Annotated in this window: 13 protein-coding genes; 11 read left to right on the top strand and 2 right to left on the bottom strand. The window is 42.2% G+C overall.

Going from position 1 to position 15,609, the window contains the following annotated elements; all coding sequences use genetic code 11:
• Positions 1-37: 37 nt before the first annotated feature.
• The gene (gene barA, locus WAX86_RS12490; RefSeq protein ID WP_138240492.1) at positions 38-2,803 is read right to left on the bottom strand and encodes a two-component sensor histidine kinase BarA; all 2,766 of its coding nucleotides are present in this window, start codon (positions 2,801-2,803) and stop codon (positions 38-40) included.
• 121 nt (positions 2,804-2,924) lie between these two features.
• On the opposite strand from barA, the gene rlmD reads away from it, so the two are divergent.
• From rlmD to WAX86_RS12475, 3 genes are all read left to right on the top strand, one after another.
• On the top strand, positions 2,925-4,250 hold the full coding sequence (rlmD, locus tag WAX86_RS12485) for a 23S rRNA (uracil(1939)-C(5))-methyltransferase RlmD (RefSeq protein ID WP_065170664.1): 1,326 nt from the start codon (positions 2,925-2,927) through the stop codon (positions 4,248-4,250).
• Positions 4,251-4,312: 62 nt separating this feature from the next.
• Positions 4,313-6,532: a GTP diphosphokinase gene (gene relA / locus WAX86_RS12480; protein ID WP_065170663.1), complete on the top strand. Its 2,220-nt coding sequence runs from the start codon at positions 4,313-4,315 to the stop codon at positions 6,530-6,532.
• A gap of 736 nt (positions 6,533-7,268) precedes the next feature.
• Positions 7,269-7,466 (top strand): hypothetical protein, encoded by a 198-nt coding sequence (locus WAX86_RS12475; RefSeq protein ID WP_065170662.1) that lies wholly within the window; start codon positions 7,269-7,271, stop codon positions 7,464-7,466.
• A 156-nt stretch (positions 7,467-7,622) separates the two neighbouring features.
• On the opposite strand, the gene WAX86_RS12470 is transcribed toward WAX86_RS12475, so the two are convergent.
• Positions 7,623-7,826: a hypothetical protein gene (locus tag WAX86_RS12470; protein WP_237035070.1), complete on the bottom strand. Its 204-nt coding sequence runs from the start codon at positions 7,824-7,826 to the stop codon at positions 7,623-7,625.
• A gap of 95 nt (positions 7,827-7,921) precedes the next feature.
• Between WAX86_RS12470 and mazG the strand changes: the two genes are divergently transcribed.
• The 8 genes from mazG (at position 7,922) to WAX86_RS12430 (ending at position 15,606) form a co-directional block, all read left to right on the top strand.
• A complete protein-coding gene (gene mazG, locus WAX86_RS12465) occupies positions 7,922-8,728 on the top strand; it encodes a nucleoside triphosphate pyrophosphohydrolase (protein WP_237029718.1) in 807 nt (268 codons plus the stop codon).
• 232 nt (positions 8,729-8,960) lie between these two features.
• Positions 8,961-10,601, top strand: coding sequence for a CTP synthase (locus WAX86_RS12460; protein WP_065170660.1), 1,641 nt, complete (start codon positions 8,961-8,963; stop codon positions 10,599-10,601).
• 83 nt (positions 10,602-10,684) lie between these two features.
• Positions 10,685-11,986 carry a phosphopyruvate hydratase gene (gene eno / locus WAX86_RS12455; RefSeq protein ID WP_065170659.1) on the top strand — a complete coding sequence of 434 codons (1,302 nt, stop codon included), beginning with the start codon at positions 10,685-10,687 and terminating at the stop codon, positions 11,984-11,986.
• A 304-nt stretch (positions 11,987-12,290) separates the two neighbouring features.
• Entirely contained in the window at positions 12,291-12,578 is a 288-nt protein-coding gene (gene ftsB, locus WAX86_RS12450; RefSeq protein WP_036763251.1) for a cell division protein FtsB, read from the top strand.
• 42 nt (positions 12,579-12,620) lie between these two features.
• Positions 12,621-13,328 (top strand): 2-C-methyl-D-erythritol 4-phosphate cytidylyltransferase, encoded by a 708-nt coding sequence (gene ispD, locus WAX86_RS12445; protein WP_044174503.1) that lies wholly within the window; start codon positions 12,621-12,623, stop codon positions 13,326-13,328.
• Positions 13,328-13,801, top strand: coding sequence for a 2-C-methyl-D-erythritol 2,4-cyclodiphosphate synthase (gene ispF, locus WAX86_RS12440; protein WP_044174505.1), 474 nt, complete (start codon positions 13,328-13,330; stop codon positions 13,799-13,801). Before ispD ends, ispF begins: the two co-directional genes overlap by 1 nt.
• Before the next feature lie 3 nt (positions 13,802-13,804).
• Positions 13,805-14,860, top strand: coding sequence for a tRNA pseudouridine(13) synthase TruD (gene truD / locus WAX86_RS12435; protein ID WP_065170658.1), 1,056 nt, complete (start codon positions 13,805-13,807; stop codon positions 14,858-14,860).
• 116 nt (positions 14,861-14,976) lie between these two features.
• Positions 14,977-15,606, top strand: coding sequence for a protein-L-isoaspartate(D-aspartate) O-methyltransferase (locus tag WAX86_RS12430; RefSeq protein WP_005297770.1), 630 nt, complete (start codon positions 14,977-14,979; stop codon positions 15,604-15,606).
• Positions 15,607-15,609: the final 3 nt, after the last annotated feature.

Genomic DNA, 15,609 nt, shown 5'->3' with positions numbered 1-15,609 from the left:
TTTTTTGTTGTTAAGCTATTAAAACAATAAATTAGAATTAAGTCCGATAAGCTTTGGAAGCGCGGACCACATTTTCCATTTCATCGACTAACTCAAACAGCTCTGGTTCAATATCTTCATTCGATGCGTTGCCTTTAAGGGCTGTTTCTATGGTGTGACAGAGATTTTTTAAGCGTGGCACACCACTATAGGCACAGCTGCCGTGCAATTTATGAATTGGAGGCCAGAGATCGACCTCTTTGCCATCTAAGGCTTCATTAACCAACATTTCAACTTCAGGCATAAAATCAAGCAGCATCTGAATCATATCGCGAGCAAGATCTTCTTTGCCTGCTGCTTGTTTTAGAGCCAGATCCCAATCAAAACTGACATCTTGTTTGGGTACTGACTCAACCGATGTCGGTAATGGCGCAATTAAAGCTTGAGGCTCTATTTGAGATTCAATAGGAGCAATCCAGCGTCCCAATACTTGTTGTAGAATGTGCTCTTCAATCGGCTTGGTGAGGTAGTCATCCATTCCAGCGTTAATTAAGCGCTCTCTTTCACCAGCCATTGCATGGGCCGTTACTGCAATAACTGGCGTGGTGCGGTTGAGTTCGGTATCGTGAATCTGCTGGCATGCGGTAACCCCATCCATTTCAGGCATTTGAATATCCATAAAGATAAGATCAAAGGCTTTCTGTTTTGCATACTCAACAGCTTTGCGACCACCTGTTGCGGTAATGACGGTTTCTACTCGTTCACACAAAAGGGCAGAGATCAGCTTAAGGTTAGCTGGGTTATCATCCACAGCCATCACAGTAAGAGGTTGAATTGGGCTAGCCGGTTCTGGAAGTAGTGGCTGTTCAGGTTCCATCTGCTCATTATCACCACACATCACTTCAAACAGTCGGCGCTGACTTAATGGCTTACCTAAGCAGGCGCTCACTCCCGCGTTCACCAAACGTTCAGATAGCGCCAGCTCTGTTGTTGGTAAGCAGACAATGACGTTATCGGTCATTTGTTCGGCCTTAAAGACCTGGTCGATTAATGTTGCAATCGGTGGTTGTTCACCAGGTGATAAACACAATAGGGTGTAATCGTGGCGTTCCACATCTTCTGGCATAACAGAGCGGTAGGTAACATGAACTCCCACATTAATTAAGCGCTGTTGAATCACAGATGCTGCCTGCATGTTCGGCTCAATCAGTAGTACTTTTTTACCACTAAGTGATGAAGTATCAATAAGTTGTGATACAGGCAAATCAGTTTTGGTTAGGCGGACAGTAAACCAGAAGGTTGATCCTTGATGCAAACGACTGGTTAGACTCACTTCACCACCCATTTGAGAGACCAGTTTTTGAGTAATAACCAGTCCTAATCCTGTGCCGCCATAGCGACGTGAAATACTGGCATCTGCTTGGCTAAAGGCTTGGAACAGTTGCGCTTGCTGTCGTTCAGAAATACCAATACCGGTATCTCGCACCATAAACTGCAGCTCAATCCCTTCATCATCTTTGTCTGATTTGAGCTCTACTGTGACATCAATATTGCCACGTTCGGTAAACTTCACCGCATTGCCAATTAAGTTGGTCAACACTTGCTGAATACGTAGGGCATCACCAATAAGACTTGGTGGAATGCGATCATCGACTTTTAAGGTAAGCTCTAATCCTTTCTCATGGGCTGTTGGGGCCAGAAGGCGCATGACTTCATCTAAGGATTCAGCAAAATCAAATGGGATATTTTCCAGTAATAGTTTACCGGCTTCGAGCTTAGAGAAGTCCAAAATATCATTAATGATGGTTAAGAGATTATTGGCCGATTTTTCAATGGTAAGCAGATAGTCTTGCTGACTTGGGTTGAGCCGTGTTTTTAGCATCTGGCGAGTAAAGCCCAGCACACCATTGAGTGGAGTTCGAAGTTCGTGTGACATATTGGCCAAGAATTCTGATTTTACTCGGGCCGCTTCTTGCGCACGTTTTTTCGCAATATCAAGCTCAACGTTTTGGATTTCTAACTGCTCTAAGGTTTCTCGAAGATCGGATGTTGCCTGATCGATACTTTGTTGCATCTCTACATGATATTCAGACAATGAAATTGCCATTGCATTGATGCCATTTTTTAGTGTGTCTAATTCACCCAATAATCGGCCTTCAATTCGAATATCTAAATGGCCGCGACGAATACGGTCAACCACACTAACCATATGAGAAATAGGGCGAGTCACATCTTGCATCAAACGATAGGCAAATAACGATGATAAGGTTAGTCCTAATAACAAGACCATTAAAGCCGTAAAGACCTCTTGATATTGTTGTAATCGTAGTGCGCTAAGATCTAATTCAAGCGAGATATAGCCAAGTGGTGTACCTCGTAAGCTAGGGTCTGCATGGGGACCAAATTGCCCTTCGGTTAGAATCGGGGCTCGCATAATTAAAGCATTGTCGCGCAACTCCGTTTCCAATAACGGGGGGATCGGTTTATCAGGTGGATACATCAGCGCTTCAAAATTGCGATGGAAATTAGACGTGACGAAGAGCTGATTATGCGCATCAAACACCGCAATACTGCGGACTATGTTAGAATGTTTGCGATGGGCATAGCTGATCAGACGACGAACTGCTTCGCGGTTTTTGTCTGTCATGCCATATTCTGCGGAGATCGCCAACGGCTCAATAATACTGGTGCCTGTTGATATTAATTGGTGCTCAAGATCCTGATAGCGACTCAGGGTAAAAAAGGCACTTAATAACAAGCCTATAATCAGTGTGGGTGCTAATGTTAGGGTAAAAACCCGAGCACGAAGTCCGTATCTGGTCATGGTTCTCTTAATTACAAGAATGCGATTCTGTGGGAGAATTGTCGCCCATTAGAGGCCCTTAGCTTAAAGAATCAAGGGCCATTCGACAAACACTCAATGTCTGAACAGTGAGCAAAACACTATGGCACGCTTTTTTAAGCCTCAAAAACGTAAAATTACCGATACTAAACATAAGGAAATTACCATTACTCGCCTTGACCATCTAGGAGCGGGTATCGGCCATCTCAACAATAAACCTGTTTTTGTTGAGGGAGTACTTCCAGGTGAAAGTGCGGTTGTTCAGTTCACTGAAGATAAAAAGCAATATGCGCGTGCCCGCGTGATAAAGCGTTTAACTGATAGTCAGGCGCGTATTAAACCTCAATGTCCTATCTATGACCAGTGCGGTGGCTGTAACTTGCAGCATTTATCTCATCAAGGTCAGGTTACGGCCAAGCAGCAGTCGTTGACTGAGTTAATGACTAAGTTTGCCGGGGCTGATCAAGCAATTACTCAAGCTGAACCGATTGTCGGTCCCGATACGCACTATCGCCGCTGTGCTCGATTTGGTATCCGGTTAGATAATCGCGGTCAATTGCAGTTTGGTTTCCGTAAAAAGCAGAGTAAAGAGATTGTAGATGTGCCGCAATGCATGGTTCTTGCTCAATCACTGAATGAACTGTTACCTGTATTGCGCGAGCTATTAAACAGTTTAAAAGGGCGCAAACACTTAGGCCATGTGGAATTGGTAGAAGCGGATAATGGTCGAGTGGTGATGATTCGTCATCTGCAACCTTTCTCTGATGCTGATATGAGTAAGCTACTTGAGTTTGCAAAATCCCAGCAAATTATGTTGTTTATGGCCCCAACAGCAGACTCAATTGAGCAGATTTTTGGTGATCGCCCGTATTATGAATTAGACTGCCAAAAGTTATATTTTTCACCAAAAGACTTTATTCAAGTCAATCGTGACGTCAATATTGCCATGGTTAAGCAAGCAATAGATTGGCTAGATGTTCAAGCTGATGACCGTGTGTTAGATCTATTTTGTGGCTTAGGTAATTTTAGTTTACCGCTGGCAAAACGAGCAAACACACTGGTAGGTGTTGAAGGTGTTGATGAAATGGTTCATCGTGCACAAGACAATGCTCAATATAATCAAATTAATAATGCGGCGTTTTTCCAAGCTAACTTAGAACAGGATGTGACTGAGTTTAGTTGGGCAAAGAAGCCATTTAACAAGATTTTACTTGACCCTGCTCGTGCTGGCGCTGCAGGTGTAATGGAACACGTAGTTAAACTTGCTCCAGAAAAAGTGGTCTATGTGTCATGTAATCCAGCCACATTGGCTCGTGATAGTCAGATACTTTTGCATAAAGGGTATCAGCTAACTCAATTGGGTATGATGGACATGTTCCCTCATACCGGACATTTAGAGTCAATGGCGTTATTTGTTCGTTCTAAGTAATAATAAACAACAGTATCAGAACGGCGTGTTTTCACTATTTTAGAAGATAGCAGGATAGAAAAATGGTCGCAGTTCGTGGGGCGCATTTAAAGGAAAATTCCAAGTTTGAATTAGCTGTATGGGTTGATAGTTTGCAGCAAGAGTCGGCAACGGCAGAGCAAATTAAGTCTACCTATGAGCGATGTTTAAGCTTGGTGACAGAGGAAGAGTCAGCCGCGTTATTGTTATGGCGCGGTCGCGAGATGGTGGAAATCTTAGTTACCCTAAGTATGGATACCGATACACTGGTCGCTGCGATGCTATTTCCTTTGGTTGAAGCGGGGTTATATAGCCACGAAGCTTTAACTGAAGACTATGGCATTACAATTTCTCATATGGTTGTTGGCGTTGAGCAGATGTGTGCCATTAGCCAACTAAAATCAACTACCGAAGAAACGGCGCAACCTGGACAAGTTGATAATATTCGTCGCATGTTGCTGTCGATGGTGGATGATTTCCGCTGCGTAGTGATTAAATTAGCCGAACGTATTTGTCATCTTCGCGAAGTTAAAGATGAAGAAGATGCCGTTCGTCGTACTGCAGCACAAGAGTGTGCCAATATCTATGCGCCGCTAGCAAACCGTTTAGGTATCGGTCAGCTCAAGTGGGAAATTGAAGACTACGCTTTTCGCTATCAACACCCAGATACCTATAAGCAGATAGCAAAGCAGTTATCTGAGCGCCGTATCGATCGTGAAAACTACATTACTCATTTTGTGACTGATTTATCTGAAGCCATGAAAGCTTCAAATATTAAAGCCGAAGTACAAGGCCGACCTAAGCATATCTATAGTATCTGGCGTAAGATGCAGAAGAAAAATTTGGCCTTTGATGAACTGTTTGATGTTCGTGCGGTGCGTATTATTGCTGATCAATTGCAAGATTGTTATGCCGCGCTCGGGGTTGTTCATACCAAATATCGTCATCTACCAAAAGAATTTGATGACTATGTGGCTAACCCAAAACCAAATGGTTACCAATCAATTCATACGGTAGTGTTAGGCCCAGAAGGCAAAACCATTGAGATTCAGATCCGTACTAAACAGATGCATGAAGAGTCTGAATTGGGTGTAGCGGCACACTGGAAATACAAAGAAGGATCCTCTTCGGGTGCTAAGTCGGCGTATGATGAAAAAATTAACTGGCTACGTAAGCTTCTAGCATGGCAAGAGGAGATGTCAGACTCTGGTGAAATGCTTGATGAGTTACGCAGCCAGGTGTTTGATGATCGCGTGTATGCTTTTACTCCCAAGGGAGATGTCGTTGACTTACCGCTTAATGCAACGCCATTAGATTTTGCTTATCACATCCACTCTGAAGTGGGACACCGCTGTATTGGTGCTAAAGTCGAAGGGCGTATTGTACCTTTCACATATCACCTACAGATGGGGGATCAGGTTGAAATTATCACCCAAAAAGAGCCCAACCCATCGCGCGACTGGTTAAACCCTAACTTAGGCTTTGTTAATTCGAGTCGTGCCCGAGCTAAGGTTCATGCTTGGTTCCGTAAACAAGATCGCGATAAAAACATCATTGCTGGCCGTGAAATTCTTGAGCAAGAGTTAGCCAAAATTGGTGCAACATTAAAAGATGCGGAAGCGTATGCGATTAAGCGCTTTAATGTGAAAACGCCAGATGAACTGTTTGCCGGCATCGGTAGTGGTGATGTCCGAATCAACCAAGTTATCAACCATATTAATGCCCTGGTAAATAAACCAACTGCTGAAGAAGAAGATCAGCAATTGTTGGAGAAATTGACCGAGGTAAAAGCTCGAACCGCCAAGAAACCACAACGTGATGCGGTGGTTGTCGAAGGGGTTGATAACCTAATGACGCACTTAGCGCGTTGCTGTCAGCCAATTCCTGGTGATGATATTCAAGGATTTGTCACTCAAGGTCGAGGTATTTCAGTACACCGTAGTGATTGTGAACAGTTAGATGAGTTACGCCATCATGCACCAGAACGAATCATTGATACCGTATGGGGTGGCGGTTATGCCGGTAACTACACCATCACGGTTCGAGTGACGGCCTCTGAGCGAAACGGTTTAATTAAAGATTTAACCAATACGTTTTCTAATGAAAAGGTGAAAGTTTCTGGGATGAAGAGCCGAATTGACTTTAAGAAACAGATGTCGATTATGGACTTTGAACTTGAATTAACCGATCTAGAAGTGCTTGGTCGAGTCTTAAAGCGAATCGAACAAGTTAAAGATGTAGCAGAAGCTAAACGTCTATACTAGAACATCACAATAATTAGATAACGGGTAGCCACAGTGCTACCCGTTTTTTTATACAACATAATGATTATTATAAAATATTAAATTATAGTATTAATTTATTAGTTAAATAAATATCATTACTAAATGATCTTAAATAATTTTTGATGTTGACTCATATATATAAGCTCTATAATATTTGATTGACTTAAAAATAAAGACTCAATATGTATTTTTCAAATTCACATAAAATATTCTATGCATTATTTACAGCAATATTACTGTTAAGTAGTAGTGTGAGTTCTGTATATATGAGTCAAAATTTTTCAATTGATAATCTAGTCTCTTCTTCCTTCAATATAAAAAATATACAGCAGATAAAACAGAATGTGACTCAACAATCTGATCATTGTTGCTTACAGTGTGACAATGGTTGCCATGATTGTGCAAACTGCCCATGTTGCCACGTATTGCCTCGTTCTAGTAGTAATGTCTTTCATCTCTTGTATTTTCCTCCATTAGTTATTGCGATGATCAGTGATCTTTTACCGATTGAATATCTTCAAGAACCACTTGTAGTTGCGGTAATAAAATCAATATATCGCCCCCCAATAATAGAATAGTTCATTTATTTCTGAGTGTTCTTACGTTCAGAATAAGGATTAGTTTTAGAATGTTACTCTAATGAATTATATTCATGGGTAATAATTAAGATGAATTAATAATGTGACCTTATTCATAAGGCTGCAAGAGAACTATTATGAAAAAATCACCATTTAAATTATTAGCAAAAAATAACGTTGTAAGTGTTTTTTTACTTATTTCGGTAATTCTTATCCCTGATAATAATTTTATGAATATACCAACTCATGAAATAAAGCAGTTATTGGCCTTTATTTTATGTGTGCAAGGGATGAAAAATGGGTCCGATATTTTTATGGCGGAGCAAGCAAAATAATGAATATGAAAGGATATATTATGAAGTCGAAACTGTTTAATCTTATGATTGAAAAGCGTCTTACAAGTTCTTTGTTGCTGCTTGTATCACTGCTTATGCCGCACTATGCATTAGCTCAGTCATCTAACGATGATAGTTATACCTGTTCCCATCACTCTAGCTGTCGATATGATTCTGACTGTGAACATGATTCTGATTGCCAATATCATCATTCACATCATCAAGGATGTAGAGGCCATCACCACTCACATCAAAATCCATGTGAACATCACCATGATCAGAATAATAGCCATCATCAACATTGCCATCATAGTCAAGAACGTAATCAAAATGACTATTGCCACCATGATGATTGATCATCGCTATGAATTTCTAGATTAGTTTTCTAGTATTAACTATCGATGTTTAGGCGCTTGCAACTAGTATTGCAAGCGCCCTTTTAGAATGTGAATGGTATGGGCAATAAAAAATCATCTCAAATGGAACAATTATTAGTGATTATGTCTCAATTGCGAGATCCAGAACGTGGTTGCCCTTGGGATATTAAGCAGAGCTTTGATTCTATTGTCCCTTATACTCTTGAAGAGGCGTATGAGGTGGCTGATGCGATCGAAAAACAAAATTGGCTCGATGTAAAAGAAGAGTTGGGGGATTTATTATTTCAAGTCGTGTTCTATAGCCAAATGGCAAAAGAGCAAGATTTGTTTGATTTTGATGAGGTCGTTGCCGGAATTTGTGAAAAGCTTACTCGTCGTCATCCTCATGTCTTTGCCGATAAACAGTTTGCATCAGAAGCCGAAGTGAAAGCTAATTGGGAGGCTGAAAAAGCCAAAGAGCGAGCAGATAAAGCGGTCGATAATAGTATATTGGCTAATGTGCCGTTGGCGATGCCTGCTCTTACTCGTGCCGATAAAATTCAAAAACGATGTGCCCAATTTGGCTTTGATTGGGATAGTGTAGCTCCTGTTGCTGAAAAAGTTGTCGAAGAGCTAGATGAAGTGATGGATGAATTTCAGCAAGTCACCCTTGATCAAAATCGAATTGAAGAGGAGATGGGCGACCTCCTATTTTCAGTGGTGAATTTAAGTCGTCACCTTAATGTGAATCCGGAACGAGCACTGCAAAAAGCCAATAAAAAATTTGAGCGCAGATTTCGCAAAGTTGAAAAAAATGTGCTAGAACAAGGTATGGAAATTTCAAATTGTTCACTAGAGCAGTTAGACCAAGAGTGGAATATAGTGAAAAAAATGGAACTAAAATGATTTTTCACAGGTCGTAATAAAGAATTTGGTTGAGGCTAATTTGCCAATTTTTATTGGTTAATGGCTGCAAAAATAAGCAATTAGAGTGACTAGTTAGCTTAATTGATTTGAAACAAAAAAAAACGTGGGTAGCTGTGATAGTTTTCACGTTGTAGCAATAAAAGGTGTCTGGTATACTAATTTCCCGTCCAGATACTTTTTAATTCCTCTACACCAATCTTCCAGGTTAAACATGACAACGAATTACATTTTTGTTACGGGCGGAGTTGTTTCCTCTCTAGGTAAAGGTATTGCTGCAGCATCTCTTGCGGCTATTCTAGAAGCACGTGGTCTAGACGTGACTATGATGAAACTAGATCCTTACATCAACGTTGATCCAGGCACTATGAGCCCAATTCAGCACGGTGAAGTATTCGTTACGGAAGACGGTGCAGAGACCGACCTTGACTTAGGTCACTACGAGCGTTTCATCCGCACTAAGATGACTAAGCGTAATAACTTTACTGCTGGTCGTGTGTATGCAGACGTACTACGCAAAGAGCGTCGTGGTGATTACCTAGGTGCTACAGTTCAGGTTATTCCTCATATCACTAACGAAATCAAATCTCGCGTTATCGCGGGTGCGAAAGGTCACGATGTGGCTATCGTGGAAGTGGGCGGTACTGTAGGTGATATCGAGTCTCTACCATTTATGGAAGCTATTCGTCAGCTAGCAGTTGAGCTAGGCCGTGAGCGTGCGATGTTTATGCACCTTACTCTAGTTCCTTACCTTGCAGCTGCGGGCGAAGTGAAAACTAAGCCAACTCAACACTCTGTTAAAGAACTACTGTCTATCGGTATTCAGCCTGACGTATTGATCTGTCGTTCAGATCGTATGATCCCTGCGAACGAGCGTGCGAAGATTGCACTATTCTGTAACGTTCCAGAGAAAGCTGTTATCTCAATGAAAGACGTAGATTCTATTTACAAAATCCCTCAGTTAATTAAAGCTCAAGGTCTAGATGATCTTGTATGTCAGCGCTTTGGTATTACAGCTCCAGAAGCAAACCTAGCTGAGTGGGAACAAGTGATTTATGAAGAAGCGAACCCAACCGGTGAAGTAACTATCGGTATGGTTGGTAAGTACATTGAACTACCAGATGCTTATAAATCAGTAAACGAAGCGCTTAAGCACGCAGGTCTTAAGAACCGCCTATCTGTTAAGATTAAGTACATCGACTCTCAAGATGTTGAGTCAAAAGGCACTGAGATCCTTGAAGGTCTAGATGCAATCCTTGTACCTGGTGGTTTTGGTAACCGTGGTGTAGAAGGTAAGATCCTAACGGCTAAGTACGCTCGTGAAAACAAGATTCCTTACCTAGGTATTTGTCTAGGTATGCAAGTAGCGTTAATTGAATACGCTCGTAATGTAGCGGGTATGACTGACGCGCACTCTACTGAGTTTAGTCAAGATACAACTCACCCAGTTGTTGGTCTAATCACAGAATGGGTTGATAATGAAGGTAACGTTGAAGAGCGTAGTGAAAAGTCTGATCTAGGCGGTACAATGCGTCTAGGTGCACAGCTTTGTCATCTACAAGATGGCACAAAAGCTCGTGACTTATATGCTCAGCCTTCTATCTATGAGCGTCACCGTCACCGTTACGAAGTGAATAACAGTCTGCTTCCTAAGCTAGAGAAAGCAGGCCTTAAAGTTTCAGGTCTATCTGCAGACAAGAAACTGGTTGAAATCATTGAGATCCCTAACCACCCTTGGTTTGTGGCTGCTCAGTTCCATCCTGAGTTCACTTCAACGCCTCGCGATGGCCACCCTCTATTTGCGGGCTTTGTGAAGGCGGCTGGTCAACACCAGCGTGGTGAGCTTAACAAGTAAGGATTACGGATAATAGCTGTAGCGACTTAGCCGCAGCTATTTTTTTAGCTTTTAATTTGAAGATAAAGCAAAGAGGAAACACAATGTCTAAGATCGTTAAAATTCTAGGTCGTGAAATCATTGACTCACGTGGTAACCCAACAGTTGAAGCAGAAGTTCACCTAGAAGGCGGTTTCGTAGGTATGGCTGCTGCGCCATCTGGTGCATCAACTGGTTCTCGTGAAGCTCTTGAGCTACGCGACGGTGACAAGTCTCGTTTCCTAGGCAAAGGCGTTCTTAAAGCTGTTACAGCTGTTAACGGCCCAATCGCTGAAGCTCTACTAGGTAAAGATGCGAAAGATCAAGCTGCAATCGACCAGATCATGATCGACCTTGACGGTACTGAAAACAAATCTAACTTCGGTGCTAACGCAATCCTAGCTGTATCTCTAGCAAACGCAAAAGCTGCTGCTGCTGCGAAAGGCATGCCTCTATACGAGCACATCGCTGAGCTAAACGGTACTGCAGGTCAGTTCTCTATGCCTCTACCTATGATGAACATCCTAAACGGTGGTGAGCACGCAGACAACAACGTTGACATCCAAGAGTTCATGATCCAGCCAGTTGGCGCTAAGACTCTTAAAGAAGCTCTACGTATCGGTGCTGAAGTATTCCACAACCTAGCTAAAGTTCTTAAAGCTAAGGGCATGAGCACAGCTGTTGGTGACGAAGGTGGTTTCGCTCCTAACCTTTCTTCTAACGCTGAAGCACTAGCAGTAATCAAAGAAGCTGTTGAAGCTGCAGGTTACGAGCTAGGTAAAGACGTAACTCTAGCTATGGACTGTGCTGCTTCTGAGTTCTACAACAAAGAAGAAGGCATCTACGATCTTAAGGGTGAAGGTAAGAAATTCACTTCTGAAGAATTCAACCACTTCCTAGCTGAGCTAGTTGATCAGTACCCAATCGTTTCTATCGAAGACGGTCTAGACGAGTCTGATTGGGATGGTTTCGCACACCAGACTAAACTTCTAGGCGACAAGATCCAACTAGTAGGTGACGATCTATTCGTTACTAACACTAAGATCCTAGCTGAAGGTATTGAGAAGAATATCGTTAACTCTATTCTTATCAAGTTCAACCAAATCGGTTCTCTAACTGAAACTCTAGCTGCAATCAAGATGGCTAAAGACGCTGGTTACACTGCAGTTATCTCTCACCGTTCTGGTGAAACTGAAGATGCAACTATCGCTGACCTAGCTGTTGGTACTGCTGCAGGCCAAATCAAGACTGGTTCTATGAGCCGTTCTGACCGTGTTGCTAAGTACAACCAGCTAATCCGTATCGAAGAAGCACTAGGTGAGCGTGCTCCTTTCAACGGTCTTAAAGAAGTTAAAGGCCAAGCTTAATTTTTAGCTTAGCTTAAGAGATTTATTCTCTAGTTATTAATAAACCGCCTCAACAGAGGCGGTTTTTTTATTCTTACTACTTATTGTTATCAACATAATTTTGCTGATATTTAACCTAATTGCAGGGGATCTCTGACAATCAAAGGAACTAACCCCTTATAATTGTGGTCACATAACTTCGTTTATGGGATTATTACTCACCTGACTAAGAGTGGTTTTATCTATCAATCGACGCTCATCATGTTGCTCATTGCGAGACAAAACCATTTTTTATTCTTAAATTTCGCGGATATTAGGAAGACGCATGCGTTTGCTGACAATTGTACTGCTGGGGTTATTGTGTTGGCTTCAATATGATTTTTGGACTGGAAAAAATGGTATGGATGAATATCGTTCAGTACAAAATAACATTCAAATCCAAGAGCGTGCGAATGCGGAATTAGAGCTACGAAACCAGCAGATGTATGCAGAGATCAACGATCTTCATGGCGGTAATGAAGCTGTTGAAGAGCGAGCTCGTAGTGATCTGGGATTAATTAAGCCCAATGAGACCTTTTTCCGAATTGTAGGCGATGACAATGACGATTCTTAATCGCCGTCATGTATTTATCATCAAATAATAATCGTATTTAATATGACTCTCTCTTTAACGGCAATTGTTCCCGCCGCTGGTGTTGGTAGCCGAATGGCAGCAGATCGACCGAAACAGTATCTTGAAATTGCAGGTAAAACAATTTTAGAGCATACAGTAGATAGATTGTTTAGCCACCCAAGTATTGGTCGAATCGTCATTGCAATTAGTGCAGGGGATCCTTATTTCCCGACATTACCGCTGGCGTCAGATCCTCGTATCACCGTTGTGGATGGTGGGGCAGAGCGTGCAGATTCTGTTTTTTCAGCCCTCGCTGTAGTGGATGATAATGATTGGGTATTGGTTCATGATGCGGCTCGCCCATGTGTGCGAACCTCTGATCTCTCCCAATTGATTGATGCTGCACTATTAAGTGAATCGGGTGCCATTTTAGCGGCACCGGTCCGTGATACGATGAAAAGAGGGGCGGCCTCAGATAGCGAGCACGGTACGATATGTTCGACTGTGGATCGTAATAATTTATGGCATGCCTTAACCCCTCAAATGTTTAAAGCTGCACAATTAAAAGCAGCATTAACCTATGCTTTAGAGCAAGGCGCAACAATAACTGATGAAGCTTCGGCTTTAGAGTTCTGCGGCTATGCTCCTTTACTGGTAAAAGGTCGAGCTGATAACTTGAAAGTGACTCAGCCAGAAGATCTTGCTCTTGCCGGTTTTTATTTAGAACAACTCATGAAGGAATTGCCATAATGCGTATAGGTCATGGCTTTGATGTACATAAGTTTGGTGGCGAAGGTCCGGTCATTATCGGTGGAGTAGCAATTCCTTACGAACAAGGTTTAATTGCTCATTCTGATGGTGATGTCGCTTTACACGCTGTTTGTGATGCATTACTGGGTGCTATTGGGGCTGGTGATATTGGCCGTCATTTCCCTGATACAGACGCTGAATGGAAAGGGGCAGACAGTCGCTTTTTGTTGCGTGATGTATATAAGAAAGTAAAAGCAAAGGGTTATGTGTTAGGTAATGTGGATGTCACCATTATTGCTCAAGCACCTAAAATGGCTCCTCATATTGAAGCTATGTGTCAGGCTATTGCCGACGATCTTGAAACCGAGATAAGCAACGTGAATGTGAAAGCAACGACTTCAGAACGTTTAGGTTTTACAGGCCGTAAAGAAGGCATTGCGTGCGAAGCGGTTGTATTAATTAAAAAGGCATAACAGATGGCTGATATTATGGATTCTTTTGCTTATCTTTACGGTAAGCCAGAAGCGAAAGGTCTTTTAAAAGCACAAGACAGTGATTTTGAAGTTGTTGAACAATTAGGTTATGACTTTGCCGGCCACGGTGAGCATTTTATGGTGCTGATCCGCAAGAGCGGTGAAAACACCAAATATGTGGTAAATGAACTGGCAAAAGCATGCGGTGTCAAATCTCGTGATGTGAGCTGGGCAGGTCTTAAAGATCGTCATGCGGTAACTGAACAATGGCTCAGTGTACAACTACCTGGCAAAAGTGATCCGGATCTGACTGACTTTGTTGCTGAACACCCAGGTATTGAGGTGTTAGCAACAGCCCGACATGATAAGAAACTGCGCCCAGGCGATTTACAGGGTAACCGCTTCACTTTGCGTATTACCGAATTAGAAAACTGTGATGAATTAAACGCTCGCTTGGAGCAAATTGCTCAAGGCGGCGTACCAAACTATTTTGGTGAGCAGCGTTTTGGCCATAATGGTAATAACGTAGTGAAAGCTCGTGCATGGGGTAATGATGAATTTCGTGTTCGTGATAAAAGCAAACGCAGTTTTTATCTGTCTGCTGCCCGTTCATGGATGTTTAATCAGGTGCTATCACAGCGTATTGAACAAGGTAAAGTTAGCCAACTGATGTTAGGCGATTGTCTACTTGCTGCTAACGATAGCCGTCCTATGGTTGTGACAGAGATAACGCCTGAGTTAGAACAGCAAGTAGCATCTGGTGAACTTGCTATTTCAGCGCCACTACTTGGTGATAATGAATTACCAACTAAGGCCGATGCTCAAGCGTTTGAGTTGACTATTGTTGAGCAAGAACCAGCCTTAGTTAAGCTTGTGCGTGACAATCGTATGCGCCATGAGCGCCGTGAGTTACTGCTTGTTCCTGAACAAATGACTTGGCAGTTTGATGAAAATACACTGACACTATCATTTAGCTTACCAGCTGGAGCATTTGCAACTGCTGTTGTTCGTGAATTACTTGATGCTCGTGAACCTGAGCGTGAGTTTTCTCACGATTAATATGTGAAATAGGAAGAGGTGAATATGTTGACCTCTTCCTGTTATTGGGCATTCTTATACGCATCAATTTTATTGTAGAGTTGATGCGTATAACAATAAGTGGAGACAACATCAAGATGCGCTATTTAAGTGAGCGACATAGCTTGGTGGCATTTCTAAGAAACAAAGGGATTGATAACGAACGTGTTCTTCATGCCATTGCTGCTGTTCCCAGAGAGCGGTTTGTGGACGAAGCATTTTCTTATCAAGCCTATGAAAATAATGCGTTACCAATTGGACATGGTCAAACAATCTCGCAGCCATATATGGTGGCGAGAATGACGTCTTTGTTAGAGTTAGAGCCTAGCTCTAGTGTATTGGAAATAGGCACAGGAAGTGGATATCAAACTGCCGTGTTAGCGCATTTGGTTGATCACGTTTGTTCTGTTGAGCGCATTAAAGTGCTGCAGTGGCAAGCCAAACGACGTTTAAAGAGTTTAGATCTGCATAATGTCTCAACTAAGCACGGTGATGGATGGCAAGGATGGGCTAATCGTGGTCCTTTTGATGCCATTATTGTGACTGCTGCGCCTGAATGTGTTCCATCAGATTTGCTTGCTCAATTAGCTGATGGAGGACGTTTAGTATTACCTGTTGGTGAAGACTCACAGGTATTAAAGAAAATTGTCCGTATTGGTGATCGCTTTGTTCATCATTCTATTGAGGCCGTTCGATTTGTGCCGTTAATTGCAGGGGAGTTAGCATAAGTA

The sequence above is a fragment of the Photobacterium damselae subsp. damselae genome (assembly GCF_038086725.1).
Lineage (GTDB): Bacteria > Pseudomonadota > Gammaproteobacteria > Enterobacterales > Vibrionaceae > Photobacterium > Photobacterium damselae.
Note: the sequence above shows the minus strand (reverse complement) of the source record. Positions and strands in the feature narration are given on the sequence as shown.

Coding starts and splice junctions, on each gene's coding strand:
- WAX86_RS12475 (WP_065170662.1), top strand. CDS start 7,269: ATGAAAAAATCACCATTTAAATTATTAGCAAAAAATAACGTTGTAAGT.
- barA (WP_138240492.1), bottom strand. CDS start 2,803: ATGACCAGATACGGACTTCGTGCTCGGGTTTTTACCCTAACATTAGCA.
- WAX86_RS12430 (WP_005297770.1), top strand. CDS start 14,977: ATGCGCTATTTAAGTGAGCGACATAGCTTGGTGGCATTTCTAAGAAAC.
- relA (WP_065170663.1), top strand. CDS start 4,313: ATGGTCGCAGTTCGTGGGGCGCATTTAAAGGAAAATTCCAAGTTTGAA.
- eno (WP_065170659.1), top strand. CDS start 10,685: ATGTCTAAGATCGTTAAAATTCTAGGTCGTGAAATCATTGACTCACGT.
- ispF (WP_044174505.1), top strand. CDS start 13,328: ATGCGTATAGGTCATGGCTTTGATGTACATAAGTTTGGTGGCGAAGGT.
- WAX86_RS12460 (WP_065170660.1), top strand. CDS start 8,961: ATGACAACGAATTACATTTTTGTTACGGGCGGAGTTGTTTCCTCTCTA.
- truD (WP_065170658.1), top strand. CDS start 13,805: ATGGCTGATATTATGGATTCTTTTGCTTATCTTTACGGTAAGCCAGAA.
- ispD (WP_044174503.1), top strand. CDS start 12,621: ATGACTCTCTCTTTAACGGCAATTGTTCCCGCCGCTGGTGTTGGTAGC.
- ftsB (WP_036763251.1), top strand. CDS start 12,291: ATGCGTTTGCTGACAATTGTACTGCTGGGGTTATTGTGTTGGCTTCAA.
- mazG (WP_237029718.1), top strand. CDS start 7,922: ATGGGCAATAAAAAATCATCTCAAATGGAACAATTATTAGTGATTATG.
- WAX86_RS12470 (WP_237035070.1), bottom strand. CDS start 7,826: ATGATCAATCATCATGGTGGCAATAGTCATTTTGATTACGTTCTTGAC.
- rlmD (WP_065170664.1), top strand. CDS start 2,925: ATGGCACGCTTTTTTAAGCCTCAAAAACGTAAAATTACCGATACTAAA.